This window comes from Pantoea sp. FN0307 (assembly GCF_050113815.1).
Lineage (GTDB): Bacteria > Pseudomonadota > Gammaproteobacteria > Enterobacterales > Enterobacteriaceae > Mixta > Mixta alhagi.
Genome location: NZ_JBNJSO010000001.1, coordinates 1,311,111 through 1,338,008, shown reverse-complemented (window position 1 = coordinate 1,338,008; position 26,898 = coordinate 1,311,111). Strand labels below are relative to the sequence as shown.

Genomic DNA, 26,898 nt, shown 5'->3' with positions numbered 1-26,898 from the left:
ATTTTTTCAATCAGAATATAGAACAGGAGAGCTCAAATGGCTCGTGTAAAACGTGGTGTAATTGCTCGCGCACGTCACAAAAAAATCTTAAAACAAGCTAAAGGCTACTACGGTGCACGTTCACGTGTTTACCGCGTTGCCTTCCAGGCTGTTATCAAAGCTGGTCAGTATGCTTACCGCGACCGTCGTCAGCGTAAGCGTCAGTTCCGTCAGCTGTGGATTGCGCGTATCAACGCTGCAGCGCGTCAGAACGGTATCTCTTACAGCCGTTTCATCAATGGCCTGAAAAAAGCGTCCATTGAAATTGACCGTAAAATCCTGGCCGACATCGCCGTATTCGACAAAGTGGCTTTCACTGCACTGGTTGAAAAAGCGAAATCAGCTCTGGCGTAAGTCAGATGGAAGAGGGAGCGTGCTCCCTCTTTTATTTTATGTAACCGTAGCAAAAGATTGACTTTTCCGCCTGCTGGCATTTCAATAGAGCCGTCTAACGCAAGCGACAAGGTAAACCAAGCATGCACGCTATTTTTCGTTTCTTTTTTTACTTTAGCACCTGAATTTTGGGGGCTTGTGCGCGAAAAAAGAAACGAAAAATCGCACTGAAAGCCTCCCTCGTGGAGGCTTTTTTATTTTCCGCGAACTGATATGGACTTCTGGTCCCCACCTGAAACAGCCCGGCCTTAGGCTGGAAGAAGAGGAAACAATGTCCCATCTCGCAGAGCTGGTTGCCAACGCCAGGGCAGCCATTGAACATGCGCAGGATGTTGCGGCGTTAGATAACGTCCGCGTCGAATATCTGGGCAAAAAAGGGCATCTGACCCTGCAGATGACCACCCTGCGCGAACTGCCGGCCGAAGAGCGTCCTGCGGCAGGCGCGGTGATTAACGAAGCCAAACAGCAGGTGCAGGAAGCGCTTAACGTGCGTAAAGACGCGCTGGAATCCGCCGCGCTAAACGCGCGTCTGGCTGCAGAAACCATCGATGTTTCCCTGCCCGGACGTCGGGTAGAAAACGGTGGCCTGCATCCGGTAACCCGTACCATCAATCGCATTGAAGACTTTTTTGGCGAGCTGGGTTTTGCTGTAGTTACCGGACCGGAAATCGAAGATGATTATCATAACTTCGATGCGCTGAACATTCCGGGTCACCACCCGGCCCGCGCCGATCATGACACCTTCTGGTTTGACGCCACGCGCCTGCTGCGTACCCAGACTTCTGGCGTACAGATCCGCACCATGAAAAACCAGCAGCCGCCGATTCGCATTATCGCGCCGGGCCGCGTTTACCGTAACGACTACGACCAAACGCATACGCCGATGTTCCATCAGATGGAAGGCCTGATTGTCGATAAAGATATCAGCTTCACCAATCTGAAGGGCACGCTGCACGATTTCTTGCGTAACTTCTTTGAAGAAGATTTGCAGATCCGCTTCCGTCCTTCCTATTTCCCGTTCACCGAGCCATCTGCGGAAGTGGATGTCATGGGTAAAAACGGCAAATGGCTGGAAGTGCTGGGCTGCGGCATGGTGCATCCAAACGTGCTGCGCAATGTCGGCATCGATCCGGAAGTCTATTCTGGCTTCGCTTTCGGCATGGGTATGGAACGTCTGACCATGCTGCGTTATGGCGTGACCGATCTGCGCGCTTTCTTCGAAAACGATCTTCGTTTCCTCAAACAGTTTAAATAAGGGCAGGTTATCCAATGAAATTCAGTGAACTCTGGTTACGCGAATGGGTAAATCCGGCTCTTGACAGTGCGGCCCTGGCGGAACAAATCACCATGGCTGGTCTGGAAGTTGACGGCATTGAGCCGGTCGCCGGCGCTTTCCATGGCGTAGTGGTTGGCGAAGTGGTCGAATGCGGTCAGCATCCGAACGCCGATAAACTGCGCGTAACCAAGGTCAACGTCGGCGGCGATCGCCTGCTGGATATCGTCTGCGGTGCGCCAAACTGCCGTCAGGGGCTGAAAGTGGCCGTGGCCACCGTCGGGGCCGTGCTGCCGGGCGATTTTAAAATCAAAGCGGCGAAACTGCGCGGTGAGCCGTCGGAGGGCATGCTCTGTTCTTTCTCTGAGCTGGGCATCAGCGATGATCACAACGGCATTATCGAACTGCCTGCGGACGCGCCGATTGGCACCGATATCCGTGAATATCTGCAGCTGAACGATAACAGCATCGAAATCAGTATCACGCCAAACCGTGCCGACTGCTTTGGCATTATCGGTATCGCACGTGACGTCGCGGTGCTAAATAGCCTGCCGCTCAACGCGCCGGAAATGGTTGCGGTGCCAGCGACCATCAGCGATACGCTGCCGATTCGCGTAGACGCCACCGATGCCTGTCCGCGCTATCTGAGCCGGGTGGTCAAAAATATCAATGTGAAGGCGGCCACGCCGTTGTGGATGAAAGAGAAGCTGCGTCGCTGCGGCATCCGCTCTATCGATCCGGTGGTAGACGTGACCAACTATGTGCTGCTGGAGCTGGGTCAGCCGATGCACGCCTTCGATCTGGATTGCATTGATGGCGGCATTGTGGTGCGCATGGCGCAGCAGGATGAAGCGCTGACGCTGCTTGATGGCAATGAAGTGAAGCTGAACAGCGACACGCTGGTGATTGCTGACCATCATAAACCGCTGGCAATGGGTGGCATCTTTGGCGGCGAGCATTCAGGCGTGAATGAAGAGACCACAAACGTGCTGCTGGAATGCGCCTGGTTTGCGCCGCTGGCGATTGCCGGCCGCGCACGTCGCCACGGTTTGCATACCGATGCCTCCCATCGCTATGAGCGCGGCGTCGATCCGACCCTGCAGCAACAGGCAATGGAGCGCGCGACGCGCCTGCTGCTGGATATTTGCGGCGGTGAAGCGGGCCCGGTTGTGGATACCAGCGCGCAGGATAAGCTGCCGGTACGCGCCACCATCACGCTGCGTCGTGAGAAGCTGGATCGACTGATTGGTCATCCTATTGCCGATGCGCAGGTTACCGATATTCTGCAGCGTCTGGGCTGTGAAGTAAGCGTAAGCGAAGGCGAATGGCGCGCGATAGCACCGGGCTGGCGCTTTGATATGGCGATTGAAGAAGATCTGGTTGAAGAAGTCGCGCGCGTTTACGGCTATAACAACATCCCGGACGTGCCGGTTAAAGCCTCGCTGGTGATGACGCAGCATCGTGAAGCGTCGCTGTCGCTAAGGCGCGTAAAAAATCTGCTGGTGGATAAAGGTTACCAGGAAGCCATTACCTACAGCTTTGTCGATCCCAAAGTGCAGGCTCTGCTGCACCCTGGCGAAGAAGCGCTGCTCCTGCCCAGCCCCATCTCCAGTGATATGTCTGCGATGCGTCTCTCGTTGTGGACCGGTCTGCTCTCTGCCGTGGTCTATAACCAGAACCGCCAGCAGAGCCGTGTACGCCTGTTTGAAAGCGGATTACGCTTTGTGCCAGATACTCAAGCAGATTTAGGTATCCGCCAGGATGTTATGCTGGCTGGCGTACTGAGCGGTAACCGCTACGAAGAGCATTGGGACCTGGCGCGTCAGACCGTCGACTTCTATGATTTAAAAGGTGATTTGGAATCGGTACTGGAACTGACCGGTAAACTGGATGCCATTGAATTTCGTGCCGAAGCTAATCCGGCCCTGCATCCGGGGCAAAGCGCAGCGATCTATTTACAGGGTGAACGCATCGGATTTATCGGTGTGGTGCATCCGGAGCTGGAACGCAAGCTGGATCTCAATGGCCGCACCTTAGTGTTTGAACTGCTTTGGAATAAGGTTGCAGACCGCGTCCTGCCTGATGCGCGCGAGATTTCGCGCTTTCCGGCAAACCGTCGCGATATCGCCGTTGTGGTGGCTGAAACGGTTCCCGCAGCAGATATCATTGCGGAGTGTAAGAAAGTTGGCGCAAATCAGATAGTTGGCGTAAACTTGTTTGACGTGTACCGTGGTAAGGGTGTAAACGAAGGTTTTAAGAGCCTTGCGATAAGCCTGATTTTGCAAGATACCAGCCGGACACTCGAAGAAGACGAGATTGCCGCAACCGTCGCCAACTGCGTTGCGGCATTAAAAGAGCGATTCCAGGCAACCTTGAGGGATTGAACCTATGGCGCTTACAAAAGCTGATATGTCGGAATACCTGTTTGAAAAGCTGGGGCTGAGTAAACGGGATGCCAAAGAGCTGGTTGAACTGTTTTTTGAAGAGGTAAGAAGAGCTTTGGAAAACGGCGAGCAGGTCAAACTGTCTGGATTTGGCAATTTTGATCTTCGCGATAAAAATCAACGGCCGGGGCGTAACCCGAAAACCGGTGAAGATATCCCTATCACCGCGCGTCGTGTGGTGACATTTCGTCCTGGACAAAAGCTGAAAAGCCGCGTCGAGAACGCTTCCCCTAAAAACAGCTGATCTGTCAGCACCATAAAGGCCGCCTCGTGCGGCCTTTTTTATGGGTGTTTTACCGGCTGCTTCATCAGCACGGATTTTCCGCCTTTTCCATAAAGTCACCACAATGTAAGGAATGCGTAAGGCGCGGGAAAATAAGCCGAAAATCGGCTCAGGCTGATAGTGACAGCTACCTGATCACAGGTATAAACAGGGGATGAAACATGATGAGGTTACCCCGATGAACATAAAAAAATTACTTCCAGGTATCGTGCTGAGCATCGTGGCGGCGCTGCCCGTTGTCGCCAGCGCTGACGTTTCGTTTGATCTGACACCTGCTGGCGTAACGATCCATATTGGCGATCGCGATCATCGAGGCTACTACTGGGATGGTTATGACTGGCGAGCTCCAAAATGGTGGCAGGAGCATCATGGACGTCATATTGGCGAGAAGGGGCCGCGCGGCTACTGGAATGGCAACGGGTGGCAGCCACATCGACCTGAAGCGCATCAGCAGCAACCCGTGCGTAAAAAGCCGGTTACGCATCATCAGGAACCGGCACGCGATCGCCCGACGGCGCACCGTGACGCATCCGGTAGCGATCGACTGGCCGCAGATCAGCAGGCTCATGGCGCAGCAGGCCATCGTCCCGATTTCCAGCCGCACGGTTAAGCACATTATGCCGGACGACTGTGTCCGGCTTTTCTTATTCCTTTCTTTTTCTGCCTTAGCCACTACAATCAAATCTCTGTTTTCCTTATAAAACTATAGCTATGTCGCTGCTAACTGAACTCTCCCGTCAGGCGGATCGTCGCGCTTATCGCTGGCTGGTCTGGCTGAGCGCTATGCTGCTGGGCGTTACGCTGGTAAGCCTGTGCGCGGGAGAGACGTGGATTCTGCCTGACCGCTGGCTAAGCGAGGAGGGCAAGCTGTTTGTCTGGCAACTGCGTCTGCCGCGCACGCTGAGTGTGTTGCTGGTTGGCGCCTCGCTGGCAACGGCGGGGTGCGTAATGCAGGCGCTGTTTGAAAACCCGCTGGCGGAACCCGGCCTGCTTGGCGTATCAAACGGCGCGGGGCTCGGCCTTGTGCTGTGTGTGCTGCTGGGAAATGGCGATTTCTGGGCGTTCAGCCTGGCAGCCATTGCCGGTGCGCTGCTGGTCACGCTGATCCTGCTGCGTTTTGCCCGTCGTCATCTTTCTAACAGCCGACTGCTGTTAGCGGGCATTGCGCTGGGGATTATCTGTAGTGCGGCGATGACCTGGGTGGTTTATTTCAGCAGTAATCTCGATCTGCGACAGCTGATGTACTGGATGATGGGCGGCTTTAGCGGCATTGACTGGCGCTACCGCTGGCTGATGCTGGCGCTGCTGCCGGTGCTGATCTGGCTGAGTGGGCAGGCGAAAATTCTGAATCTACTGGCACTGGGCGAAACCAGCGCCCGTCAGCTTGGCCTGTCACTTTATCTCTGGCGCAACCTGCTGGTGGTGGCGATTGGCTGGTTGGTTGGTGTTAGCGTAGCGCTGGCCGGGGCAATTGGCTTTATTGGGCTGGTGGTGCCGCATTTGCTGCGGCTGAACGGGCTCACCGATCATCGTATGCTGCTGCCCGCCAGCGCACTGGCCGGGGCCGCCGTATTGCTTGCTGCCGATATCATTGCCAGACTGATACTTACCGCAGCGGAATTGCCCATTGGCGTTGTCACCGCTACGCTGGGGGCGCCGCTGTTTATTTGGTTATTACTCACTCAGCACCGTTAAGGGCTGTACCACACACCGAAACAGGAAACGCGCATGAGCATTTATGATACTGAACTGGTTATGCTGGATGGTAAACGCACCACGCTGGGACAATGGAAAGGCGATGTACTGCTGATAGTTAACGTCGCTTCTCAGTGTGGACTGACGCCACAGTATAAAGAGCTGGAGAACCTGCAGCGCGCCTGGAATAAGTCCGGCTTTAACGTGCTCGGTTTTCCGTGCAACGCCTTTCTTGGTCAGGAGCCAGGCAGTAATGAAGAGATCAGGGAGTTTTGCGACACCAACTACGGTATCAGCTTCCCGATGTTCAGCAAGATCGAAGTGAACGGTCCTGAGCGTCATCCGCTGTATCAGCAACTGATCGCCGCCTGCCCTGAAGCGGTCGAGCCAGAAAACAGCGGCTTCTATGAGCGTATGGCAAGTAAAGGACGTGCGCCGAAAGAAAAGGGCGATATTTTATGGAATTTTGAAAAGTTCCTCGTGGGGCGCAACGGTGAAGTGGTACAGCGTTTCGCGCCGGATATGACGCCGGAAGATCCTATTGTGATGGAAAGCATCAAGCTCGCGCTGGCAAAATAATGTTGTTGTCCATTGAGCAGGCGACCGTCCCGGGACGCCTGCAGGCTTTTAGTGCCCAGGTGAAAAGCGGCGATCTGGTTCATCTGCTTGGTCCCAATGGTGCCGGTAAAAGCTCCTTGTTAGCGCGTCTGGCCGGGCTGTTACCAGGCGCAGGCGTGGTGCGTCTTATCGGTAGGCCGCTGGAGGGGTGGCCGCGGGCGGCGCTGGCGAGACGGCGTGCCTGGCTACCACAGCAGCAGCAACAGTTGGGGCAGATGGCGGTTTTCCACTATTTACAGCAACATCTGATCGGGGCAAAACCCGGTCAGGATATGCTGCTGTCACGTCTGCTGGCTGCTTTTCAACTGCATGATAAGCTTACGCGTTCGTTAAGCCAGCTTTCCGGCGGTGAATGGCAGCGCGTCAGGCTTATGGCGGTATTGCTACAGGTTTGGCCGTGCGTCGCGCAGCCGGCAACGCTGCTGCTACTGGATGAGCCTTACGCCGGTCTGGACGTGGTGCAGCAGCAGGCGCTGGATCGCGAGTTAACCGCTTTTTGCGAGGCGGGCGGCGCGGTGATCACCAGCGGTCACGATGTTAACCATAGCCTGCGTCATGCGCGCGACGTATGGCTGATGCAACAGGGTAAAGTTATCCGCCAGGGACGGGCTGAGGCGGTCCTGCAGCCTGATACGCTGCGTATGCTGTATGGGCTGACGTTTCGTAAGCTACAGTCGGAAGGAGAAAGCTGGTTAGTGGCTGAAGAGGCGCGCTGAGAAGATTGCCAGCGTCAGGACTTACCGTTACAGTTAGCCCGGCTCCGCTCATACAGGATGGACTCAGGTTATGCGAATCGGTGTATTACTTTTGCTTAGTGTATTGCTTGTCGGCTGTAGTCATCATGCGCCACCGCCTAATGCGCGACTTTCTGATTCAGTTACCGTTATTGCCGAGCTGAACGATCAGCTAAGCCGCTGGCAGGGTACGCCCTATCGTTACGGTGGCCTGAGCCGCAGAGGTATCGACTGCTCTGGATTTGTTTATCTGACATTTCGCGATCGCTTTAATTTACAACTGCCGCGCAGTACACGCGACCAGAGCGATACCGGCACGCGCATCGATAAAGATCAGTTACTGCCGGGAGATTTGGTCTTTTTTAAGACTGGCCGTGGTGAGAATGGTCTGCACGTAGGCATTTATGACAGTGATAAAAGGTTTATCCATGCCTCTACCAGCAAAGGGGTAATCCGCTCTTCACTGGATAACAGTTACTGGCAAAAAGTATTTTGGCAGGCGCGAAGAATTTAAGATTAACCTGTTGAAAAAGCATCAATCGATTCAGAAAATGCTCATTTAATCAGCGCTTAAAATATGGAATGATATACCGGTAATGCAAATCGACAATGAATGAAATTTCAGCTTTACATAAGCAGTCTTTTTAATTGCTCAGTAAGTAAGATATTCCCGAAAACAACGAGAATGATCACTAAATCTTATTTATTTGGCTGATTCAGCGTAGAGAAACATAAGCGGTCATAAAGGTAAATTTGCGTTATATAGTTTAGTATCAGTAGTTTACTGCGTTAAAAGAAGCAGGGGCGGGCATTACTTATCATTAAATATACTATTGATTGTAATATTTCCTTGGTATAGGATGCGCGAATTGCCACTTTTTTATGGCTAAAAAAATGACAACAACAGTTTTTGCTGATTATTTTATTCATACAGCCTTCAACCCTGTTTATGCTTTAAATGGCCGATTACTTGCCGTAGATTTGCTATCCAGCTTTACACATACTTCTCTTAATGTTGTTGTGCCGCAGGATATTCTGTTACCTCAGTTCGACGGCGAACAGCGCTTGCAAACCTTACAAAAGCAGATCAGCGTTATTGAGCAGTATCACGACTTTTTCCTGCGGAATAATGTTGCAGTAATTTTGAACGTGGATGAAGAGATGGTTGAAACCCTTTTATCCAGCGAGTTTTTGCTACGTAAATTGCGACCGCTGCAGGCGCTGGAATTAGGGCTGAGTGAGAGTTTTCCTAACTTCAGGGCGGGAAAAGATAATCCGTTATTAAGCAGCCTGAACGATAATTTTAAATTAACCCTGACTAATTTTGGCTCAGGCAAAGCGCCTGCAAAAGCGGTTTACGATAATTTGTTTCATCGCATCCGGCTGGATAAATATTTTTTGCAGCAGACGCTGAAGCGCGCCTCATATCATTCCATGTTAAAGGCGATCGTTTATCAGGTAAGCGATCACTGCCAGCAATTTATCGTATCGGGCATTGACGATCTCACTACCCTGGAAAAAGTCGCCCCATTCGCCTTTACCGGTATGCAGGGCGCGCTGTTCCCCCCGGTTCCAGACAGCGAGCTGGCCGCTCTGATGGAGCCACCTCACGGCTTTTCTGACGGTCAATGCTGATAAACCCACGCGGTTTTCTGTTTACCACGGCATAACAGGGTTACACTTAAACTCTACTGCGGTAAACGGAGGCAGCATGGAGTTTAATAACACCTGGCATAACGAACTAAGCGGATTTTATACCGCGCTGAAGCCAACACCGCTGAAACAGGCCCGCCTGCTTTATCATAGCGAGGCGCTGGCGCGCGAGCTGGAACTGGATGAAAGCTGGTTCAACCAGGAAAATACCGGCGTCTGGAGCGGTGAAACGCTGTTACCTGGCATGCAACCGCTGGCGCAGGTCTATAGCGGCCATCAGTTTGGCGTCTGGGCCGGGCAGCTGGGCGATGGTCGCGGCATTCTGCTGGGCGAGCAGCAGCTGAGCGATGGCAGAAAATTTGACTGGCACCTAAAGGGAGCAGGCTTAACCCCATATTCACGTATGGGAGACGGGCGCGCTGTGTTACGTTCAACCGTGCGTGAGTTTCTCGCCTCTGAAGCCCTGCATCATTTAGGCATTCCCACCAGCCGGGCGCTGACCATTGTGACCAGCGATGATCCTGTTTACCGTGAAACCAAAGAGCGCGGGGCGATGCTGTTGCGCGTGGCAGAAAGCCATGCGCGCTTTGGTCATTTCGAACACTTCTTTTATCACGGCGAACCGGAAAAAGTACGCCAGCTGGCAGACTACCTCATCCATCATCACTGGCCGTCACTGGCGTCAGAGCCGGATCGCTATCTGCTGTGGTTTAGCGATGTGGTGGAGCGCACAGCACGCCTTATCGCCGCCTGGCAAAGCGTGGGCTTCGCTCATGGAGTGATGAATACCGATAATATGTCGATTCTGGGCCTGACGCTGGATTATGGGCCCTACGGTTTTCTGGATGACTATCAGCCTGGCTTTATTTGCAATCATTCGGATTATCAGGGACGTTACGCCTTTGATAATCAGCCGATGATCGGTTTATGGAATCTTAACCGGCTGGCGCATGCGCTGTCGGATCTGATGACTACCGAACAGCTTAAGCAGGCACTGAGTCTCTACGAGCCGGCATTAATGACGGCATGGGGCGAAAGAATGCGCGCGAAGCTGGGCTTTTTAATGCCGCAGGCGGAAGATAACGAGCTGTTGACCGGATTGCTGGCGTTAATGAGCCAGGAAGGGAGTGATTATACCCGCACCTTCCGTATGCTAAGCGAGACGCAGCAGCAGGAGAGCCGCTCACCGCTGCGTGACGAGTTTATCGATCGTGCCGCGTTTGACCAGTGGTATCAGCGCTATCAGCAGCGCTTATTAAAAGATGAGTGCAGCGATGCTGAACGCCAGCAGCGAATGAAAGCGGCGAACCCGGCGGTTGTTTTACGTAACTATCTGGCGCAGCAGGCGATTGAAGGCGCGGAACGCGATGACATCACCATGCTGCGACATCTGCATCAGGCGTTGTGTAATCCGTTCAGCGATGCGCCAGAATATGCTGATTTAACCCGACGTCCGCCGGATGAAGGTAAGAAAATCTCGGTAAGCTGTTCCAGCTAATCGCAGGGTGTCAGCGGATCTGGTACGGAGGTTCACTGCACTGAACTCAGGGCGCGGTGAGTGCAGGCAGAAAAGTAAAGCGGCCCGCGTCATAGAGGGCGCGGGCCGGAGAGCTGTTTTGCGTGTTTACGCTCGGCCTGTACTCCCGGGGCCGGTGCCGATTTTTTAACTAAAAGCGGCTGTCGACTGCATCGGCGAGCTGTGCCAGGACCGCTTCGCTATCTTCCCAGCTAAGACAGGGATCGGTAATGGACTGACCATAAGTGAGTGGCTGTCCGCTTACCACTGGCTGATTGCCTTCCTGCAAAAAGCTTTCAATCATCACCCCGGCAATGGCGCGCGATCCGTCACGGATCTGCTGCGCTACCGATGCAGCTACGTCACGCTGGCGGCGATGCTGCTTCAGACAGTTGCCGTGGCTGAAATCCACAACCAGATGCTCTGGCAGATCAAAGGCACGCAGGCTGGCGACCGCATCAGCAATATCCTGTGCATGGTAGTTTGGCACTTTTCCACCGCGCATAATGATATGGCCGGAAGGATTACCGCTGGTCTGATAAATGGTCATCTGGCCATGCTTGTCAGGCGAAAGGAACATATGGCTTACCCGTGCCGCCCGGATGGCATCGACGGCAATGCGCGTATTGCCATCGGTACCGTTTTTAAAACCAACCGGGCAGGAGAGGGCGGAGGCCATTTCACGATGGATCTGGCTTTCCGTGGTGCGCGCGCCAATTGCCCCCCAGCTTACTAAATCGGCGATAAACTGGCCGATCACCATATCAAGAAACTCTGTCGCGGTAGGCAGGTCCAGCGCATTGATATCCAGCAGAAGCTTACGCGCGATAGCAAGCCCTTCATTAACACGAAACGAGCCGTCAAGATCGGGGTCGGAAATCAGCCCTTTCCAGCCAACAACGGTACGGGGCTTTTCAAAATAGGTGCGCATCACGATTTCAAGGCGGGAATGATATTTATCATGCAGCGCCTTAAGTTTAGCGGCATATTCCAGCGCGGCGCGCGGGTCGTGTAGCGAGCAGGGGCCTATAATCACCAGCAGGCGCGCATCCTCGCCAGAAAGAATGCGCGCAATGCGCTGGCGCGCCGAGGTGACATTCGCAGCAATAGCTTCGCTTATCGGATATTGCTCTGCCAGCGCTGCGGGCGTCACCAGCGTATCGATGCGAGCAGTACGCAGTTCATCAGTTTTGTTCATTGAGATCTCAAAATAATGTCTTCACAGCGGCAGAAGTACCGGGAAGTGATGGCGATCACAATAAACCAACCAGCAGTAAATTCAACCGTCCGGAAGGGGTAAAAGCGTGTTTTGCAGCACAATACGCGCCGGATTCTGGCCTAATACATCCGGCGGCTCAGCCCCATAATATCGAGAATTTTGGTGGCGATTTCTTCAACCGAATAGTTAGTGCTGTTGAGATAGCGTATTTGATGCGAGCGAAACAGCGCCTCCACTTCCCCTACTTCCAGCCGACACTGACGCATCGAAGCGTAGCGTGTGTTCTCGGCGCGCTCCTGACGAATCGCCGCCAGCCGCTCCGGATCGATTGTTAAGCCGAACAGTTTGTGCTGGAAGGGCTTCAGGGCAGGCGGCAGCTTCAGATTATCCATATCATCGGCGATAAAGGGATAATTTGCGGCGCGCACGCCAAACTGCATGGCAAGATAGAGGCTGGTTGGCGTTTTACCGCAGCGGGAAACGCCCAGCAAAATCACCTGCGCCTCATCCAGACCGCGAAGTGAAATGCCATCATCATGCGCCAGGGTATAGTCGATAGCGGCGATACGCGCGTCATACTTGCCCAGATTACTGGCCGTCAGACCGTGGGTACGGTGCGCCACCGGCGCAGGCGCGATGCCCAATTCCTGCTGTAGCGGTGCAACCAGCGCCTGCACTATATCCTGACAAAAGCCGTCGCTCTGTAGAATAATGTCGCGCACTTCCGGCAGTACAATAGAAAAAAACACTAAAGGGCGTAAGCCGCTTTGCTGATAAATGGCGTTGATCTGTGCTTTCACCGCCTGGGCGCGCTGCACGTTTTCAACAAAAGGCAGGGTAAAACTATTGGCCATTACCGGAAACTGCGACATAACCGCATGTCCCAGCACCTCTGCGGTGATGGCGGTGCCGTCAGAGATATAAAAAACGCTGCGTTCTGCCGTCATACTTATTCTCTCTTATCCAGGGTTAACCGAGCCTGACAGATAATCGCAGCGAAAATCAAGCGGGAAGTTCGTATAATTATTGAAATTAATTTTTCAAAAATAGTTAATATGAATATTTTATTCTTTCTGGGTTTTATCCCGTACCGAAAGCATAAGAAAATGAAATGGCGTTCCTGTTTTCATTTATCGACAGGGCGGAACACAACAAACAAATGGATAAAAACAGGATTGTAGCGTTGCGCAACGGAATAAATAAGGTTAAGCGATTACATTAATTTATCCCGATGAAATGTTTGGGTTTTTTATAAAATAATATTGTTGCGCAAACGCACTATTATAGGCGGAGTTTTCTTAAAAATCTTTTTTTACTCTGCTTTAACGATTCAACACTTTCGCTTTTACATTCTGCTGTGCCAGGCTGAATAAGCGTTATCAGCGCTATTTTTCCGTGTGCCCCTCAAATTTATCATAAAAGGATTGTCCCAATGTCCAATCAAGGCGAAATGCCGCTAGTGCTCTGGTATAGCCAGTTAGGCATGAACGATGTTGATCGCGTGGGAGGAAAGAATGCCTCTCTCGGTGAAATGATTACTAACCTGTCGTCGCTTGGCGTATCCGTTCCAAACGGTTTTGCGACCACCTCGGAAGCCTTCAATCAATTTCTCGATCAGAGCGGCGTTAACCAGCGTATTTATGCCTTGCTGGATGAAACCGACATTGATGATGTGGATGAACTGGCGAAAGCGGGTAAACAGATCCGTCAGTGGATTGTGGAGACCCCTTTTCAGCCGGCGCTGGAAGAGGCCATACGCGAAGCCTATCAGCAACTCTCGGCAGATGATGACGAGGCCTCGTTCGCCGTGCGATCTTCAGCGACCGCTGAGGATATGCCGGATGCCTCATTCGCCGGTCAGCAGGAAACCTTCCTTAACGTCCAGGGTATTGATGCCGTCATGGTGGCGGTAAAACATGTTTACGCGTCGCTGTTTAATGACCGCGCCATCTCTTATCGTGTGCATCAGGGCTACGATCATCGTGGCGTGGCGCTCTCCGCTGGCGTACAGCGCATGGTGCGTTCCGATGAGGCCGCTTCCGGCGTAATGTTTACCATTGATACGGAATCGGGCTTTGATCAGGTGGTCTTTATTACCGCCGCCTGGGGGCTGGGCGAAATGGTGGTGCAGGGCGCAGTTAACCCGGATGAATTTTATGTGCATAAGCCGACGCTGCAGGCTAACCGTCCCGCCATTGTGCGCCGTAATATGGGCTCAAAAAAAATTCGCATGGTCTATGCCGATTCGCAGGAGCACGGTGAACAGGTAAAAATCGAAGACGTACCGCAACAGGATCGCGATCGTTTCTGCCTCAGTGATGACGAAGTACAGGCGCTGGCGCATCAGGCGCTGCAAATTGAGAAACATTATAAGCGTCCAATGGATATTGAGTGGGCGAAAGATGGCCATACCGGCAAGCTCTATATCGTTCAGGCGCGTCCGGAAACTGTGCGCTCTAACGGGCAGGTCATGGAACGTTATACGCTACAGGGCAAAGGCAAGATTGTGGTCGAGGGACGTGCAATTGGTCATCGCATTGGCGCCGGTGAAGTAAAAGTCATTCACGATATCAGCGAAATGAATCGCATTCAGAAGGGCGATGTGCTGGTCACCGATATGACCGACCCGGACTGGGAGCCGATTATGAAAAAAGCGGCAGCGATCGTCACGAACCGTGGCGGGCGCACCTGCCATGCGGCCATCATTGCCCGCGAACTGGGTATCCCGGCAGTAGTAGGCTGCGGCGACGCTACCGATCGACTGAAGGATGGTCATAAGGTTACCGTTTCCTGCGCCGAGGGCGATACCGGTTATGTTTACGACGACCTGCTCGACTTTGAAGTAAAAAGTTCGCAGGTGGATAAAATGCCTGATCTGCCGCTCAAAATCATGATGAACGTAGGTAACCCGGATCGGGCTTTTGATTTTGCCTGTCTGCCTAACGAAGGGGTGGGCCTGGCGCGTCTGGAATTTATTATTAACCGCATGATCGGCGTGCATCCAAAAGCGCTGCTGGAGTTCGACCAGCAGACGCCGGAGCTGCAGCAGAAAATCCGCGAACTCATGAAAGGTTTCGACGATCCGGTCGAGTTCTATGTCGGGCGTCTGACGGAAGGGATCGCCACGTTGGGTGCCGCTTTTGCGCCGAAGCGCGTGATTGTGCGGCTGTCGGACTTTAAATCTAACGAATATGCCAATCTGGTTGGCGGCGAACGCTATGAGCCGGAAGAGGAAAACCCGATGCTGGGCTTCCGAGGTGCCGGACGCTACGTGGCAGATCGCTTCCGCGACTGCTTTGCGCTGGAATGCCAGGCCGTTAAACGCGTGCGCAATGAGATGGGGCTGACCAACGTCGAAATTATGATCCCGTTTGTACGTACCGTTGCGCAGGCGGAAGCGGTTATTGAGGAACTGGCGCGTCAGGGACTCAAGCGCGGCGAAAACGGCCTGAAGATTATTATGATGTGCGAAATCCCCTCTAATGCGCTGCTGGCGGAGCAGTTCCTGGAGCATTTCGACGGCTTCTCTATTGGCTCAAATGATATGACGCAGCTGACGCTGGGGTTAGACCGCGATTCCGGCGTGGTTTCCGAACTGTTCGACGAACGTAACGAAGCGGTAAAAGCGCTGCTGTCGATGGCAATTCGCGCCGCCAAAAAGCAGGGGAAATATGTGGGTATTTGTGGTCAGGGGCCATCCGATCATCAGGACTTTGCCGCCTGGCTGATGGAGGAGGGTATCGACAGCCTGTCGCTTAACCCTGATACGGTGGTTCAGACCTGGCTAAGCCTTGCAGAAATAAAGTAAAAGATCCCTTAATAATGTTACTTAACGATAAAGGCCGGAATTTTCCGGCCTTTTTACTCGAAAAAAGCATAAAAAAAAGCCCATCACATGGGATGGGCAAAGACTACACACAGCAATTCTTCACTTTACTCAGGGGAAAAAGGTTGTTTAAAAATCATAGGTTTGATCCTAAACATGGCACTCATAGTATTCAGCTACAGCTTGCCAGTCTTTAAGAATCCTCTTATTAGTTAATCATGCGTTACATTAAATGCGCCACTTTACTCTTTTAAGGCCCGAAAACAGTGCCAGTGGTAATCAGTTTCACGCAGGCACTACCTCATAAGATATAAAGCAGGGTAAATATTAAGAAGATTTAATATTATTCCGGGGGATTTACACAGGGGGAAAAGCCGGGCAGCGCTAAATGCCCGGCGGGAGGGTTAATTTGTGGTTGTGGTGTTCTTTACATCTTCTTCATGTTCAGCCAGTTCCTCTACCACATCTTCAGGATCTTCTTGCGGCATTGGTGCTTCATGCACCCAAACAGTGACCAGACGATAGGAGACTGCCAGTACCACCGGCCCAATAAACAGACCAATCATGCCAAAAGCCACCAGGCCGCCGATAACGCCGGAAAGGATCAAAATCATGGGTAAATCTGCGCCCATGCGGATCAGCACCGGACGCAGCACATTATCTAGCGTACCGACCACGCAGCTCCAGACCAGCAGCACTGTGCCCCATGTGGTATCGCCGCTCCAGTAAAGCCAGATAATCGCCGGGATAAGTACTGGTAGTGGCCCCGCCTGCACCAGACAAAACAGAATCATCAGCACCGTCAGCAGTGTGGCATAAGGTATCCCGGCTACGGCCAGGCCGATGCCACCCAGCACGCCCTGCACCAGTGCCGTAACCACGACGCCCAGCGCGACCGCACGAATCGCCTGTCCGGCAAGCAGCACCGATGCATCGCCCCGGCGACCGGCCAGACGGAAAGCGAAGTGGCGAATGCCGTCGCCCACCTGCTCGCCGCGCCAGTAAAGCAGCACGCTGAACAGCAGCATCAGGCCGAGATGCAGCAAAAATCGGCCAAAATGGCCCGCCTGAGAGACAAAAAAGCCGGTGGTGCGTCCAATATAAGGCTGTACTTTTGTCATCACTGCGCCGCCGCCGCCGTCCAGCAGCAGGTGATAGCTGTGATAGAGTTTTTCACCAATCAGCGGCACCTCATTCAGCCAGGTCAGCTGAGGAGGATGAAGGTTTCCTGAGGTCGCCCAGGCGACCACTGGCCCGGTATTATCGATCAGGCTATTTACCAGCAGCGCGACGGGAATAATGAACAGCAGAAGCAGGATAAGCGTCATAGCGATAATCGCCAGCGTACGTCGTCCCCAAAGCAGAGCCTGTAGCTTGATCATTAACGGCCAGGTGGCAATAACCACCATCGCAGCCCAGGCAAATCCCAAAATAAATGGCTGCACTACCCAGAAGCAGGCAACGATCATCAGCAGGATGAACATCAAAGAGAAGAGAATCTGGGTTAAATCCATATCCTGTTGCAGTTTTCTCATACGAAAAAAGGATCCTTAATTTACGCCTTGCGATTATGAACAGCCCATTGCCGCTCAGCCCATAATAATGCGTGATTTCTTTACGTTGCGACAGAGTTAAGCGCCGGAAGTTTTTACGTTTCCTGAAAAAACAGCGGGGCATAAAAAAATGTGATACAACGAGATTTCGCAGATAAAACAGCAAGCGCAAACGATACACAACATTTGGTCACCCGATAATGATCCCACAGATTTCTCAGGCGCCAGGCCTCGTGCAACTGGTGCTTTCATTTTTGGACACGCTTAAGCAACAAGGCTTTACCGGCGATACGGCCACCAGCTATGCCGATCGTTTAACCATGTCGACCGATAACAGTATTTATCAGCTGTTACCGGATGCCGTGCTTTTTCCTCGCTCTACCGCTGATGTCGCTCTGTTAGCCAGAGTGGCGGCGATGCCGCAGTTTTCCCGCCTGATTTTTACTCCGCGTGGCGGCGGCACCGGCACGAATGGTCAGTCGCTAAATCAGGGCATCGTGGTTGATATGTCGCGCTATATGAACCGAATCCTGGAGATCAATCCAGAGCAGGGCTGGGTGCGGGTTGAGGCGGGCGTGATAAAAGATCAGCTCAATGCCTTTCTTAAGCCTTACGGCTACTTTTTCTCGCCGGAGCTGTCAACCAGCAACCGCGCCACGCTGGGCGGCATGATTAATACGGATGCTTCCGGTCAGGGCTCGCTGGTATACGGCAAAACCTCCGATCATGTGCTGGGGCTGCGGGCGGTGGTGCTGGGCGGTGATATTATCGATACGCGCGCCATGCCGGTTGCACTGGCAGAACAGCTGGCCGCTGAGCAGACAACGGAAGGGCGTATCTATCACACTGTGCTGTCACGCTGCCGCCAGCAGCGCGATCTGATTACGGAAAAATTCCCGCCGCTGAACCGTTTTCTCACTGGTTACGATTTACGTCATGTATTAAGCGACGATCTGCAGACGTTCGATTTGACCCGCATTCTGTGCGGGGCTGAAGGCACGCTGGCCTTTATCAGTGAAGCCCGTCTGAATATTACGCCGCTGCCTGCGGTGCGGCGTTTAGTGAATATCAAGTATGACTCGTTTGATTCGGCGTTACGTAATGCGCCTTTAATGGTAGAAGCCAAAGCGCTGTCGGTAGAGACCGTTGATTCAAAAGTGCTGAATCTGGCGCGTGAGGATATTGTCTGGCATTCGGTTCGCGAATTAATTACCGATGTGCCGGGCAAAGAGATGCTCGGCATTAATATTGTGGAATTCGCCGGAGACGATCCTCAGCTGATCGACACCCAGCTAACGGCCCTGTGCCAGCGTCTCGATGCGCTGATGGCGCAGCAGCAGGGCGGCGTGATCGGCTATCAGCTTTGTAACGATATCGATGCCATCGAGCGCATCTACAATATGCGTAAAAAAGCGGTAGGCCTGTTGGGCAATGCCAAAGGACGCGCCAAGCCCATTCCGTTTGTGGAAGATACCGCCGTGCCGCCAGAGCATCTGGCGGACTATATTACCGAGTTTCGCACCTTGCTGGATAATCACGGCCTGAATTACGGCATGTTTGGTCATGTGGATGCGGGCGTGCTGCATGTGCGGCCTGCGCTGGATATGTGCGATCCGCAGCAGGAGATGCTGATGAAGCAGATCTCCGATGAGGTCGTGGCGCTGACGGCGCGCTATGGCGGCCTGCTGTGGGGAGAACACGGCAAAGGGTTCCGTGCGCAATATAGCCCTGCCTTTTTTGGCGAAACGCTGTATGAAGAGCTGCGCCGGATCAAAGCGGCCTTCGATCCCGCCAACCGCCTTAACCCAGGCAAGATCTGTACGCCCACTGGCGTCGATGAGCCAATGATGCAGGTCGATGGTGTGAAACGCGGCTATTATGACCGTCAGATCCCGCTGGCGGTGCGTAACGAGTGGCGTGGCGCGATGGAGTGCAACGGCAACGGCCTGTGCTTTAATTTTGATGTGCGCAGCCCGATGTGTCCCTCGATGAAAATTACCCGCGACCGCATCCATTCGCCGAAAGGGCGCGCCACGTTGACGCGTGAATGGCTGCGTTTGCTGGCGGAGAAGGGTATCGATCCGCTGACGCTGGAGCAGCAGATCCCGGAATCGGCTATTAGCCTGCGGGGGTTAATCGCCCGCACCCGCAACAGCTGGTATGCGCGTAAAGGTGAATATGACTTTTCGCATGAGGTGAAAGAGGCGATGTCAGGCTGTCTCGCCTGTAAAGCCTGTTCAACGCAGTGCCCAATCAAAATCGATGTGCCGGCCTTCCGCTCGCGCTTTTTGCAGCTTTATCACACGCGTTACCTGCGCCCGCTCAGCGATCATCTGGTGGCGGCGGTAGAAAGCTATGCGCCGGTGATGGCGCGCGCGCCGCGCACCTTTAATTTCTTCCTGCGCCAGCCCTGGCTGAGGACTTTGAGCCAGCGTCATATCGGTATGGTTGATTTGCCGCTGCTTTCTTCACCAACGCTAAAACAACAGCTGGCGGGCCATAGGGCGGCGACCACCACGCTGGAACAGCTGGAGAGGCTCGACGCTGCACAGCGGGAAAAAACGGTGCTGGTGGTTCAGGATCCCTTTACCAGCTATTACGAAGCGCAGGTAGTGGCGGACTTTGTGCGCCTGATTGAAAAACTGGGTTATCAGCCGGTACTGCTGCCGTTTTCGCCTAACGGCAAAGCGCAGCATATAAAAGGCTTCCTGAAACGCTTCGCCCGCACCGCACAGAAAACGGCAGATTTCCTTAACCGGCTGGCGCGTTTGGGGATGCCGATGGTCGGCGTCGATCCTGCGCTGGTGCTGTGTTACCGCGATGAGTATCAGCAGACGCTGGGCGATAAACGCGGCGATTTCCACGTTCAGCTGGTGCATGAGTGGCTGCATCAGGCGCTGTCGTCGCGCGCCATACAGCCACCTGGTGGCGAAGCCTGGTATCTGTTTGCCCACTGTACCGAGGTCACTACGCTGCCCGCAACGCCGAATCAGTGGGCCGCTATATTTGCGCGCTTTGGTGCGCGCCTGGAAAATATCAACGTGGGCTGCTGCGGCATGGCGGGTACCTACGGGCATGAGGCGAAGAACCTGGATAACTCGCTGGGCATTTATGAGCTTTCCTGGCATCCACAGTTGCAAAAACTGCCGCGTCAACGCTGCCTGGCCACCGGCTATTCCTGTCGTAGCCAGGTTAAACGTATCGAAGGCAATGGGATGCGTCACCCGCTGCAGGCGCTGTTGGAGTTAATATAATGGCGATCTGGCAACGACAGGCCACCCTCGAGCAGATCAACGCACAGAGCGAAGGCTGTATGGTAGGGCATTTAGGCATCCGCTTTACGGCGCTGCATGATGACGGCCTGGAGGCGGTGATGCCGGTGGATGCGCGTACGCGTCAGCCGTTTGGGCTGCTGCACGGCGGTGCTTCCGCCGTACTGGCGGAAACGTTAGGCTCAATGGCGGGTTATCTCTGCACGCAGGAGGATGACATGCTGGTGGGCCTGGAAATCAATGCCAACCATCTGCATGCGGTACGTGAGGGCGAGGTGCGGGGCCGCTGTCGGCCACTGCATCTTGGCCGCATGCATCAGGTCTGGCAGATTGACATTTATGATGATGAAAACCGTCTTTGTTGCAGTTCCCGGCTCACCACGTCAGTAAGGCCTGACGCAGCCAGAAACTGAGATTTACCAGATCCAGCCAGCATGCCTGACGAAATCGCTTTGCAGAACGGTGGCCTTTTCCCAGTCACCGCTCATTGTCAGGTGCTGGCAGAGTTTAGTCAGCGTATGGCGTGCCAGCTGGCACGCCTGCATACGGAACAGCCGTTCCCGTTGGCTATTGTTCACCTCCTGCAGCAGCCGATGATGAAGTTTTCCCAGCGCATGAAGATAACTTTGCTCATCGCCATTGAGCTGGCAGAGTTCGGCCATATCTAAACAGGTATCATTGAAATTACGAAGCTGATCGAGGGAGCAATCGGGACGGTTCAGTTTGGCCTGCGCCAGATAAAAATCCACCGTCATATCACGCACGGCAAATTTATATTCATCGATTTTATGCTGTAGCCAGGCATTAACGGAGAGGTTCATGCTTTACCTGAGATGTGTTAATGATAATCATTATCATAATAAAATTGCTGCAGGTTGCAATGGCGCGGCGGAAGAATTTATCGATTAATGCTTCCTGTTGATAAAATCGGCAATAGCAATCCCAACCTTCTTATACAAGCGTAAAATAGCTGGTGGAGCAGGTTAACTCAGGTAGCACTTTTTAAATGAATGATTTTAAAATATTATTCCCCACCAACAGGCGCGTTATGATGGTCTGCGCAATCTGGTCTGGCAGGGACTATCCTTAGTTAATGGGCCTTAAAACGTCAATTTTGCGCTTATCCCTGCAAAACAAGAGGTTGAAGCAATTATCATTATCACTAACATAGTGGGATAAGCCTGTAAGGCATCGCATCGCGAGGTAATAAACAATGCAATCTGCAAATCCGGCCTCTTTCTCTCCAGATGATTTTATCTGGAAGGGTTTGACCCTTACTGACAGCGCAGCGCAGCAAATCAAGGCGCTTACCGCTAACGATCCGCAAGTGTTAGGACTCCGGCTGGGCGTAAAACAGTCCGGCTGTGCGGGGTTCGGCTATACCATGGACCTGGTGAAAGAGCCTGTAGCAGACGATCTGCTGTTTACTCATCAGGGCGCAACGCTGTACGTGCCGCTTCAGGCGATGCCCCTTATTGACGGTACGCAGGTAGATTTCGTTCGCGAAGGCCTGAATCAGGTATTTAAATTTAATAATCCTAAAGCTCAACACGCCTGCGGTTGTGGTGAGAGCTTTGGCGTTGAGTAATAGTGCTATGTCCCGAAACAGTGAAGCATCAGACGACGTACAAATCTGGGAAGGCGGCCGCAAAAATTATAAAGAAGGCTTCTTTACCCAACTGCAAACCGATGAGCTGGCGCACGGCATCAGCGAAGAGGTGGTGCGTGCCATTTCCGCGAAGCGCAACGAGCCGGAGTGGATGCTGGAGTTCCGCCTGAAAGCCTATGAAGCCTGGCTGCAAATGGAAGAGCCGCACTGGCTGAAAGCCCATTACGACAAGCTGGATTATCAGGATTACAGCTATTACTCGGCGCCTTCCTGCGGCAACTGCGATGACAGCTGTGCGTCAGAGCCGGGTGCGCAGCAAACCTCCGGCGGTCAGGCAAGCAGCAGCTACCTGACGCAGGAAGTCGAAAAAGCGTTCGAACAGCTCGGCGTACCGGTGCGTGAAGGGAAAGAGGTGGCGGTCGACGCCATTTTTGACTCGGTATCGGTAGCCACCACCTATCGCCATAAACTGGCGGAGCAGGGCATTATTTTCTGCTCATTTGGCGAAGCTATTCAGGAACATCCGGAACTGGTAAAGAAATATCTTGGTACCGTGGTGCCGCATAACGATAACTTCTTTGCCGCGCTGAACTCGGCTGTGGCCTCAGACGGCACCTTTGTTTATATCCCGAAAGGGGTGCGCTGCCCGATGGAGCTTTCCACCTATTTCCGCATCAACGCGGCGAAAACCGGACAATTCGAGCGCACAATTCTGATCGCTGATGAAGAGAGCTACGTCAGCTATATCGAGGGCTGCTCCGCGCCGGTACGTGACACCTATCAGCTGCATGCGGCGGTGGTGGAAGTGATCATTCATAAAAACGCCGAAGTGAAATACTCTACGGTACAGAACTGGTTCCCGGGCGGCGAAGGGGAAGGCGGTATTCTGAACTTTGTGACCAAGCGCGCGCTGTGCGAAGGCGAGGGCAGCAAAATGTCCTGGACGCAATCGGAAACCGGCTCTGCAATTACCTGGAAATATCCAAGCGTGATCCTGCGCGGCGATAACTCTATCGGTGAGTTCTATTCTGTCGCGCTGACCAGCGGTCGCCAGCAGGCGGATACCGGCACCAAGATGATCCATATTGGTAAAAACACCAAATCGACCATCATCTCCAAAGGGATCTCCGCCGGTAAGAGCCAGAACACCTATCGTGGACTGGTAAAGATTATGCCAACCGCCACCAACGCGCGTAACTTTACCCAGTGTGATTCCATGCTGATAGGCCCGGACTGCGGGGCGCATACCTTCCCGTATGTTGAGACGCGTAACAACACCGCGCAGCTGGAGCATGAAGCCACCACCTCACGTATTGGCGAAGATCAGCTTTTCTACTGCCTGCAGCGTGGGATCAGCGAAGAGGATGCGATCTCCATGATTGTTAATGGTTTCTGTAAAGATGTCTTCTCTGAACTGCCGCTGGAATTTGCCGTTGAGGCGCAAAAGCTGTTGGCCATTAGTCTGGAACACAGCGTTGGCTAATGCCAGCGCGATGCATCGTTGCCTGTGGGCAAGCGAAGGATAAAACATGTTAAGCATTAAAGATTTACAGGTAAACATCGAAGATAAGGCCATTCTGCGCGGACTCGATCTTGAAATAAAGCCGGGTGAAGTTCATGCGATCATGGGACCTAACGGCTCCGGTAAGAGCACGCTTTCCGCGACTCTGGCAGGTCGCGAAGAGTATGAAGTGGTTGGCGGCTCGGTGGATTTCAAAGGTAAAGATCTGCTGGAGCTGTCGCCGGAAGATCGCGCGGGCGAAGGCATCTTTATGGCTTTCCAGTATCCGGTGGAAATCCCCGGCGTCAGCAATCAGTTTTTCCTGCAAACCGCTGTTAATGCGGTACGTAAATATCGTCAACAGGAAGAGCTGGACCGTTTCGATTTTCAGGACTTTATCGAAGAAAAAATCGAACTGCTGAAAATGCCGGAAGATTTGTTGACCCGCTCGGTTAACGTTGGCTTTTCCGGCGGCGAAAAGAAACGTAACGATATTCTGCAGATGGCGGCGCTGGAGCCGGACCTGTGCATTCTGGATGAAACCGACTCCGGTCTGGACATCGATGCGTTGAAAATTGTCTCTAACGGCGTGAACTCGCTGCGAGATGGCAAACGCGCCTTTATTATTGTTACGCACTATCAGCGTATTCTGGACTATATCAAGCCGGACTATGTTCATGTGCTTTATCAGGGCAAAATTGTGAAATCTGGCGACTTTACGCTGGTTAAACAGCTGGAGGAGCAAGGCTATGGCTGGCTTACCGACCAGGAGTGAAAACGCGCTGCAGCAGTGGCACCATCTGTTTGAGTCGCGCGGCGACGTGCGCTCGCTACAGGCACAGCAGCACTGGCAGCAGCTGATGCGGCTGGGATTGCCGACCCGCAAGCATGAAAACTGGAAATATACGCCGCTGGACGAGCTGCTCAGCCAGCAGTTTGTATTGCCTGAAGCGTCCGCGCTCACGGCTGAAGATGTTACTCGCCTGGCGCTGCCGCTGGACGCAGTGCGCCTGGTGTTTGTTGACGGGCATTTTAATGCTGCGCTGAGCGATACTCAGTTCGATCATTTTGAGGTGCAGGTAGCCAGCGCGGCGGAAAGACGCAATTTCGCCACTCCCGTGCAGCCGGAGGTGTTTCTGCACCTGACCGAGAGCCTGGCCGAGCAGGCGACCATGCTGCGCCTGCCGCGTGGCAAAGCGGCTGCACGTCCGCTCTATTTGCTGCATATCAGCAGCGGTCGGGCAGAACAGCAGCTGAATACGGTGCATTACCGTCATCATTTGCAGATTGATGAGGGTGCTGAAGCGCAGGTAATTGAACATTACGTTAGCCTGGATGCGCAGCCGCATTTTACCGGCGCTCGTCTGACCATGACGGTTGGTGACAATGCACAGCTGACGCATACCAAACTTTCGTTTGAGAATGCCGCCAGCTTCCATTTTGCGCATAACGATATCGTGACCGGGCGCGATGCGCGCGTCAGCAGCCACAGCTTCCTGCTGGGCGCTGGCCTGAGTCGTCACAATACCAGCGCGCAGCTGAACGGCGAAAATAGCGACCTCTCTATCAACAGCCTGGTGCTGCCGGTAGACAAAGAGGTATGCGATACCCGCACTTACCTTGAGCACAACAAAGGCTACTGTCAGAGCCGTCAGCTGCATAAAACCATCGTGCGCGATCGCGCCCGTGCGGTATTTAACGGCATGATCAAGGTGGCTCAGCATGCGCTGAAAACGGATGGTCAGATGACCAACAACAACCTGCTGTTGGGGCGTCTGGCGGAAGTGGATACCAAGCCGCAGCTGGAAATCTATGCCGATGACGTTAAATGCAGCCATGGCGCTACCGTGGGACGCATTGACGAAGAACAGATGTTCTACCTGCGCGCGCGCGGCATTAGCGAAGAAGCGGCGCAACGTATGATCGTCTACGCCTTTGCTGCGGAACTTACAGAAGCGATTGACGATGAAACGCTGAAAGATTTTGTTCAGCAGCGCATCGCGCAACGTTTTCCCGGAGGCATTCAATGAGTTTTGATCTCGCACGCGTCAGGGCCGATTTCCCGATTCTGGCACGCGAGGTCAACGGACAGCCGTTGGCCTACCTTGACAGCGCGGCCAGCGCGCAAAAACCGCTGGCGGTGATTAACGCGGAAAGTCATTTCTACCAGCACGGCTATGCGGCGGTTCACCGAGGGATCCATACCCTCAGCGCTGCCGCCACGACGGATATGGAAAACGTGCGCGCCCAGGCGGCGCGTTTTCTTAATGCTGCCTCGCCGGAAGAGATTGTTTTCGTTAAAGGCACCACAGAAGGCATCAATCTGGTCGCCCACAGCTGGGGCGGCAGTCAGCTGCAGCCAGGCGACAATATTATTATCACTGCTATGGAGCATCACGCGAATATCGTGCCGTGGCAGATGGTGGCTGCCCGTACCGGCGCTACCATTCGTGTATTGCCGCTGACGGCGGATGGGGAGCTGGATAGCTCGCAGCTCGCTTCGCTGATTGACAGTAAAACGCGTTTGCTGGCGGTGACGCACGTTTCCAACGTGCTGGGCACCGTTAACCCGGTTAAAGAGCTGGTTGCGCAGGCGAAAGCGGCAGGGCTGGTGACGCTGGTGGATGGCGCGCAGGCCGTGATGCACCAGCGGGTAGATGTGCAGGACATTGACTGCGACTTCTATCTGTTCTCCGGGCATAAAATCTACGGGCCGACCGGCATTGGTATTCTGTATGGCCGCTATGCGCAGCTGTCAGCGCTGCCACCGTGGGAAGGCGGCGGCGCGATGATTGAGCACGTGGTGCTGCCGGAAGGCACAACCTACGCCAAAGCGCCCTGGAGCCTCGAGGCGGGCACGCCTAATACCGGCGGTATTATTGGACTGGGCGCTGCGCTCGCCTATGTGGAAGCGCTGGGGCTGGATAATATTCAGGCCCGTGAACAGGCGCTGATGCGTTATGCGCTGGATAAGCTGGCGTCGGTACCTGAGCTGACCATTTACGGGCCGCAGACGCGCGCCGGGGTGATCGCATTCAATCTTGGCAACCATCACGCCTATGATGTGGGCAGTTTCCTCGATCAGTACGGGATTGCTATTCGTACCGGTCACCACTGCGCAATGCCACTGATGAAGCACTATGGCGTTCCTGCTATGTGTCGCGCATCGTTCGCCATGTATAATAGCGAAGAAGAGGCCGATCGGCTTGCCGCTGGGCTGACACGTATTCATCGCTTGCTGGGAGGCTAAGCCATCCGGCGGGCAAGGGA

23 protein-coding genes, 1 other RNA gene, 1 pseudogene and 1 other annotated feature are annotated in these 26,898 nt (G+C 53.7%); of the genes and pseudogenes, 20 read left to right on the top strand and 5 right to left on the bottom strand.

The window, feature by feature from the left end:
- Window positions 1-36 precede the first annotated feature (36 nt).
- The 12 genes and pseudogenes from rplT to ACQE3Z_RS06220 all read left to right on the top strand — a co-directional run bounded on the left by rplT (window position 37) and on the right by ACQE3Z_RS06220 (window position 10,630).
- Window positions 37-393 carry a 50S ribosomal protein L20 gene (gene rplT / locus ACQE3Z_RS06275; RefSeq protein ID WP_010616241.1) on the top strand — a complete coding sequence of 119 codons (357 nt, stop codon included), beginning with the start codon at window positions 37-39 and terminating at the stop codon, window positions 391-393.
- 113 nt (window positions 394-506) lie between these two features.
- Window positions 507-631: a sequence feature (Phe leader region), on the top strand.
- Window positions 516-557, top strand: a pseudogene (pheM, locus tag ACQE3Z_RS06270) (pheST operon leader peptide PheM). It overlaps the preceding feature by 42 nt.
- 72 nt (window positions 632-703) lie before the next feature.
- Complete coding sequence (gene pheS / locus ACQE3Z_RS06265) at window positions 704-1,687, top strand: phenylalanine--tRNA ligase subunit alpha (RefSeq protein WP_085071847.1); 984 nt, start codon at window positions 704-706, stop codon at window positions 1,685-1,687.
- Between the two features lie 14 nt (window positions 1,688-1,701).
- The gene (pheT, locus tag ACQE3Z_RS06260; RefSeq protein WP_426972737.1) at window positions 1,702-4,089 is read left to right on the top strand and encodes a phenylalanine--tRNA ligase subunit beta; all 2,388 of its coding nucleotides are present in this window, start codon (window positions 1,702-1,704) and stop codon (window positions 4,087-4,089) included.
- 4 nt (window positions 4,090-4,093) lie between these two features.
- Complete coding sequence (gene ihfA, locus ACQE3Z_RS06255; protein WP_038626354.1) at window positions 4,094-4,393, top strand: integration host factor subunit alpha; 300 nt, start codon at window positions 4,094-4,096, stop codon at window positions 4,391-4,393.
- 217 nt (window positions 4,394-4,610) lie between these two features.
- Entirely contained in the window at window positions 4,611-5,042 is a 432-nt protein-coding gene (locus ACQE3Z_RS06250; protein ID WP_426972735.1) for a DUF2502 domain-containing protein, read from the top strand.
- A gap of 101 nt (window positions 5,043-5,143) precedes the next feature.
- Window positions 5,144-6,127 (top strand): vitamin B12 ABC transporter permease BtuC, encoded by a 984-nt coding sequence (gene btuC / locus ACQE3Z_RS06245; protein ID WP_250652562.1) that lies wholly within the window; start codon window positions 5,144-5,146, stop codon window positions 6,125-6,127.
- 33 nt (window positions 6,128-6,160) lie between these two features.
- The gene (locus ACQE3Z_RS06240; RefSeq protein WP_426972734.1) at window positions 6,161-6,706 is read left to right on the top strand and encodes a glutathione peroxidase; all 546 of its coding nucleotides are present in this window, start codon (window positions 6,161-6,163) and stop codon (window positions 6,704-6,706) included.
- Complete coding sequence (gene btuD / locus ACQE3Z_RS06235) at window positions 6,706-7,461, top strand: vitamin B12 ABC transporter ATP-binding protein BtuD (protein WP_426972733.1); 756 nt, start codon at window positions 6,706-6,708, stop codon at window positions 7,459-7,461. Before ACQE3Z_RS06240 ends, btuD begins: the two co-directional genes overlap by 1 nt.
- Before the next feature lie 70 nt (window positions 7,462-7,531).
- Window positions 7,532-7,993 carry a C40 family peptidase gene (locus ACQE3Z_RS06230; RefSeq protein ID WP_426972732.1) on the top strand — a complete coding sequence of 154 codons (462 nt, stop codon included), beginning with the start codon at window positions 7,532-7,534 and terminating at the stop codon, window positions 7,991-7,993.
- Between the two features lie 380 nt (window positions 7,994-8,373).
- Window positions 8,374-9,114: an EAL domain-containing protein gene (locus tag ACQE3Z_RS06225; RefSeq protein ID WP_426972730.1), complete on the top strand. Its 741-nt coding sequence runs from the start codon at window positions 8,374-8,376 to the stop codon at window positions 9,112-9,114.
- Window positions 9,115-9,190: 76 nt separating this feature from the next.
- On the top strand, window positions 9,191-10,630 hold the full coding sequence (locus tag ACQE3Z_RS06220) for a protein adenylyltransferase SelO (RefSeq protein WP_426972729.1): 1,440 nt from the start codon (window positions 9,191-9,193) through the stop codon (window positions 10,628-10,630).
- 169 nt (window positions 10,631-10,799) lie between these two features.
- Here ACQE3Z_RS06220 and ACQE3Z_RS06215 read toward each other — a convergent pair whose 3' ends face one another.
- Both ACQE3Z_RS06215 and ppsR read right to left on the bottom strand, forming a co-directional pair.
- Entirely contained in the window at window positions 10,800-11,846 is a 1,047-nt protein-coding gene (locus ACQE3Z_RS06215) for a 3-deoxy-7-phosphoheptulonate synthase (RefSeq protein WP_426972727.1), read from the bottom strand.
- A gap of 140 nt (window positions 11,847-11,986) precedes the next feature.
- Window positions 11,987-12,814, bottom strand: coding sequence for a posphoenolpyruvate synthetase regulatory kinase/phosphorylase PpsR (gene ppsR, locus ACQE3Z_RS06210; protein WP_157130210.1), 828 nt, complete (start codon window positions 12,812-12,814; stop codon window positions 11,987-11,989).
- Window positions 12,815-13,299: 485 nt separating this feature from the next.
- Here ppsR and ppsA point away from each other — a divergent pair, with 485 nt between their 5' ends.
- Window positions 13,300-15,675 (top strand): phosphoenolpyruvate synthase, encoded by a 2,376-nt coding sequence (ppsA, locus tag ACQE3Z_RS06205; protein ID WP_426972726.1) that lies wholly within the window; start codon window positions 13,300-13,302, stop codon window positions 15,673-15,675.
- Window positions 15,676-15,743: 68 nt separating this feature from the next.
- On the opposite strand, the gene rprA is transcribed toward ppsA, so the two are convergent.
- Together rprA and ydiK are read right to left on the bottom strand one after the other, a co-directional pair.
- Window positions 15,744-15,853, bottom strand: an RNA gene (gene rprA, locus ACQE3Z_RS06200) — antisense sRNA RprA.
- 244 nt (window positions 15,854-16,097) lie between these two features.
- The gene (gene ydiK / locus ACQE3Z_RS06195) at window positions 16,098-17,228 is read right to left on the bottom strand and encodes an AI-2E family transporter YdiK (protein WP_426972724.1); all 1,131 of its coding nucleotides are present in this window, start codon (window positions 17,226-17,228) and stop codon (window positions 16,098-16,100) included.
- Between the two features lie 218 nt (window positions 17,229-17,446).
- Between ydiK and ydiJ the strand changes: the two genes are divergently transcribed.
- Window positions 17,447-20,500 carry a D-2-hydroxyglutarate dehydrogenase YdiJ gene (gene ydiJ / locus ACQE3Z_RS06190; RefSeq protein WP_426972723.1) on the top strand — a complete coding sequence of 1,018 codons (3,054 nt, stop codon included), beginning with the start codon at window positions 17,447-17,449 and terminating at the stop codon, window positions 20,498-20,500.
- Window positions 20,500-20,931: a hotdog fold thioesterase gene (locus ACQE3Z_RS06185; RefSeq protein ID WP_426972722.1), complete on the top strand. Its 432-nt coding sequence runs from the start codon at window positions 20,500-20,502 to the stop codon at window positions 20,929-20,931. The genes ydiJ and ACQE3Z_RS06185 overlap by 1 nt, the downstream gene beginning before the upstream one ends.
- A gap of 3 nt (window positions 20,932-20,934) precedes the next feature.
- Here ACQE3Z_RS06185 and ACQE3Z_RS06180 read toward each other — a convergent pair whose 3' ends face one another.
- Window positions 20,935-21,339 (bottom strand): hypothetical protein, encoded by a 405-nt coding sequence (locus ACQE3Z_RS06180; protein WP_426972721.1) that lies wholly within the window; start codon window positions 21,337-21,339, stop codon window positions 20,935-20,937.
- Between the two features lie 392 nt (window positions 21,340-21,731).
- Here ACQE3Z_RS06180 and sufA point away from each other — a divergent pair, with 392 nt between their 5' ends.
- Genes sufA through sufS form a run of 5 tightly spaced genes read left to right on the top strand, consistent with a single transcriptional unit; the run spans window position 21,732 to window position 26,878 of the window.
- Window positions 21,732-22,106, top strand: coding sequence for a Fe-S cluster assembly scaffold SufA (gene sufA / locus ACQE3Z_RS06175; RefSeq protein ID WP_426972720.1), 375 nt, complete (start codon window positions 21,732-21,734; stop codon window positions 22,104-22,106).
- 7 nt (window positions 22,107-22,113) lie between these two features.
- A complete protein-coding gene (gene sufB / locus ACQE3Z_RS06170; protein WP_426972719.1) occupies window positions 22,114-23,610 on the top strand; it encodes a Fe-S cluster assembly protein SufB in 1,497 nt (498 codons plus the stop codon).
- 46 nt (window positions 23,611-23,656) lie between these two features.
- The gene (gene sufC, locus ACQE3Z_RS06165; protein WP_085071831.1) at window positions 23,657-24,403 is read left to right on the top strand and encodes a Fe-S cluster assembly ATPase SufC; all 747 of its coding nucleotides are present in this window, start codon (window positions 23,657-23,659) and stop codon (window positions 24,401-24,403) included.
- Window positions 24,378-25,658: a Fe-S cluster assembly protein SufD gene (gene sufD, locus ACQE3Z_RS06160; RefSeq protein ID WP_426972718.1), complete on the top strand. Its 1,281-nt coding sequence runs from the start codon at window positions 24,378-24,380 to the stop codon at window positions 25,656-25,658. Before sufC ends, sufD begins: the two co-directional genes overlap by 26 nt.
- Entirely contained in the window at window positions 25,655-26,878 is a 1,224-nt protein-coding gene (gene sufS / locus ACQE3Z_RS06155; RefSeq protein ID WP_426972717.1) for a cysteine desulfurase SufS, read from the top strand. Before sufD ends, sufS begins: the two co-directional genes overlap by 4 nt.
- Window positions 26,879-26,898: the final 20 nt, after the last annotated feature.

Coding starts and splice junctions, on each gene's coding strand:
- btuD (WP_426972733.1), top strand. CDS start 6,706: ATGTTGTTGTCCATTGAGCAGGCGACCGTCCCGGGACGCCTGCAGGCT.
- ACQE3Z_RS06230 (WP_426972732.1), top strand. CDS start 7,532: ATGCGAATCGGTGTATTACTTTTGCTTAGTGTATTGCTTGTCGGCTGT.
- ACQE3Z_RS06250 (WP_426972735.1), top strand. CDS start 4,611: ATGAACATAAAAAAATTACTTCCAGGTATCGTGCTGAGCATCGTGGCG.
- rplT (WP_010616241.1), top strand. CDS start 37: ATGGCTCGTGTAAAACGTGGTGTAATTGCTCGCGCACGTCACAAAAAA.
- ppsA (WP_426972726.1), top strand. CDS start 13,300: ATGTCCAATCAAGGCGAAATGCCGCTAGTGCTCTGGTATAGCCAGTTA.
- sufS (WP_426972717.1), top strand. CDS start 25,655: ATGAGTTTTGATCTCGCACGCGTCAGGGCCGATTTCCCGATTCTGGCA.
- ACQE3Z_RS06225 (WP_426972730.1), top strand. CDS start 8,374: ATGACAACAACAGTTTTTGCTGATTATTTTATTCATACAGCCTTCAAC.
- sufA (WP_426972720.1), top strand. CDS start 21,732: ATGCAATCTGCAAATCCGGCCTCTTTCTCTCCAGATGATTTTATCTGG.
- sufD (WP_426972718.1), top strand. CDS start 24,378: ATGGCTGGCTTACCGACCAGGAGTGAAAACGCGCTGCAGCAGTGGCAC.
- ACQE3Z_RS06220 (WP_426972729.1), top strand. CDS start 9,191: ATGGAGTTTAATAACACCTGGCATAACGAACTAAGCGGATTTTATACC.
- ppsR (WP_157130210.1), bottom strand. CDS start 12,814: ATGACGGCAGAACGCAGCGTTTTTTATATCTCTGACGGCACCGCCATC.
- ACQE3Z_RS06240 (WP_426972734.1), top strand. CDS start 6,161: ATGAGCATTTATGATACTGAACTGGTTATGCTGGATGGTAAACGCACC.
- ydiJ (WP_426972723.1), top strand. CDS start 17,447: ATGATCCCACAGATTTCTCAGGCGCCAGGCCTCGTGCAACTGGTGCTT.
- pheS (WP_085071847.1), top strand. CDS start 704: ATGTCCCATCTCGCAGAGCTGGTTGCCAACGCCAGGGCAGCCATTGAA.
- ACQE3Z_RS06180 (WP_426972721.1), bottom strand. CDS start 21,339: ATGAACCTCTCCGTTAATGCCTGGCTACAGCATAAAATCGATGAATAT.
- ydiK (WP_426972724.1), bottom strand. CDS start 17,228: ATGAGAAAACTGCAACAGGATATGGATTTAACCCAGATTCTCTTCTCT.
- sufC (WP_085071831.1), top strand. CDS start 23,657: ATGTTAAGCATTAAAGATTTACAGGTAAACATCGAAGATAAGGCCATT.
- ihfA (WP_038626354.1), top strand. CDS start 4,094: ATGGCGCTTACAAAAGCTGATATGTCGGAATACCTGTTTGAAAAGCTG.
- ACQE3Z_RS06215 (WP_426972727.1), bottom strand. CDS start 11,846: ATGAACAAAACTGATGAACTGCGTACTGCTCGCATCGATACGCTGGTG.
- sufB (WP_426972719.1), top strand. CDS start 22,114: ATGTCCCGAAACAGTGAAGCATCAGACGACGTACAAATCTGGGAAGGC.
- pheT (WP_426972737.1), top strand. CDS start 1,702: ATGAAATTCAGTGAACTCTGGTTACGCGAATGGGTAAATCCGGCTCTT.
- ACQE3Z_RS06185 (WP_426972722.1), top strand. CDS start 20,500: ATGGCGATCTGGCAACGACAGGCCACCCTCGAGCAGATCAACGCACAG.
- btuC (WP_250652562.1), top strand. CDS start 5,144: ATGTCGCTGCTAACTGAACTCTCCCGTCAGGCGGATCGTCGCGCTTAT.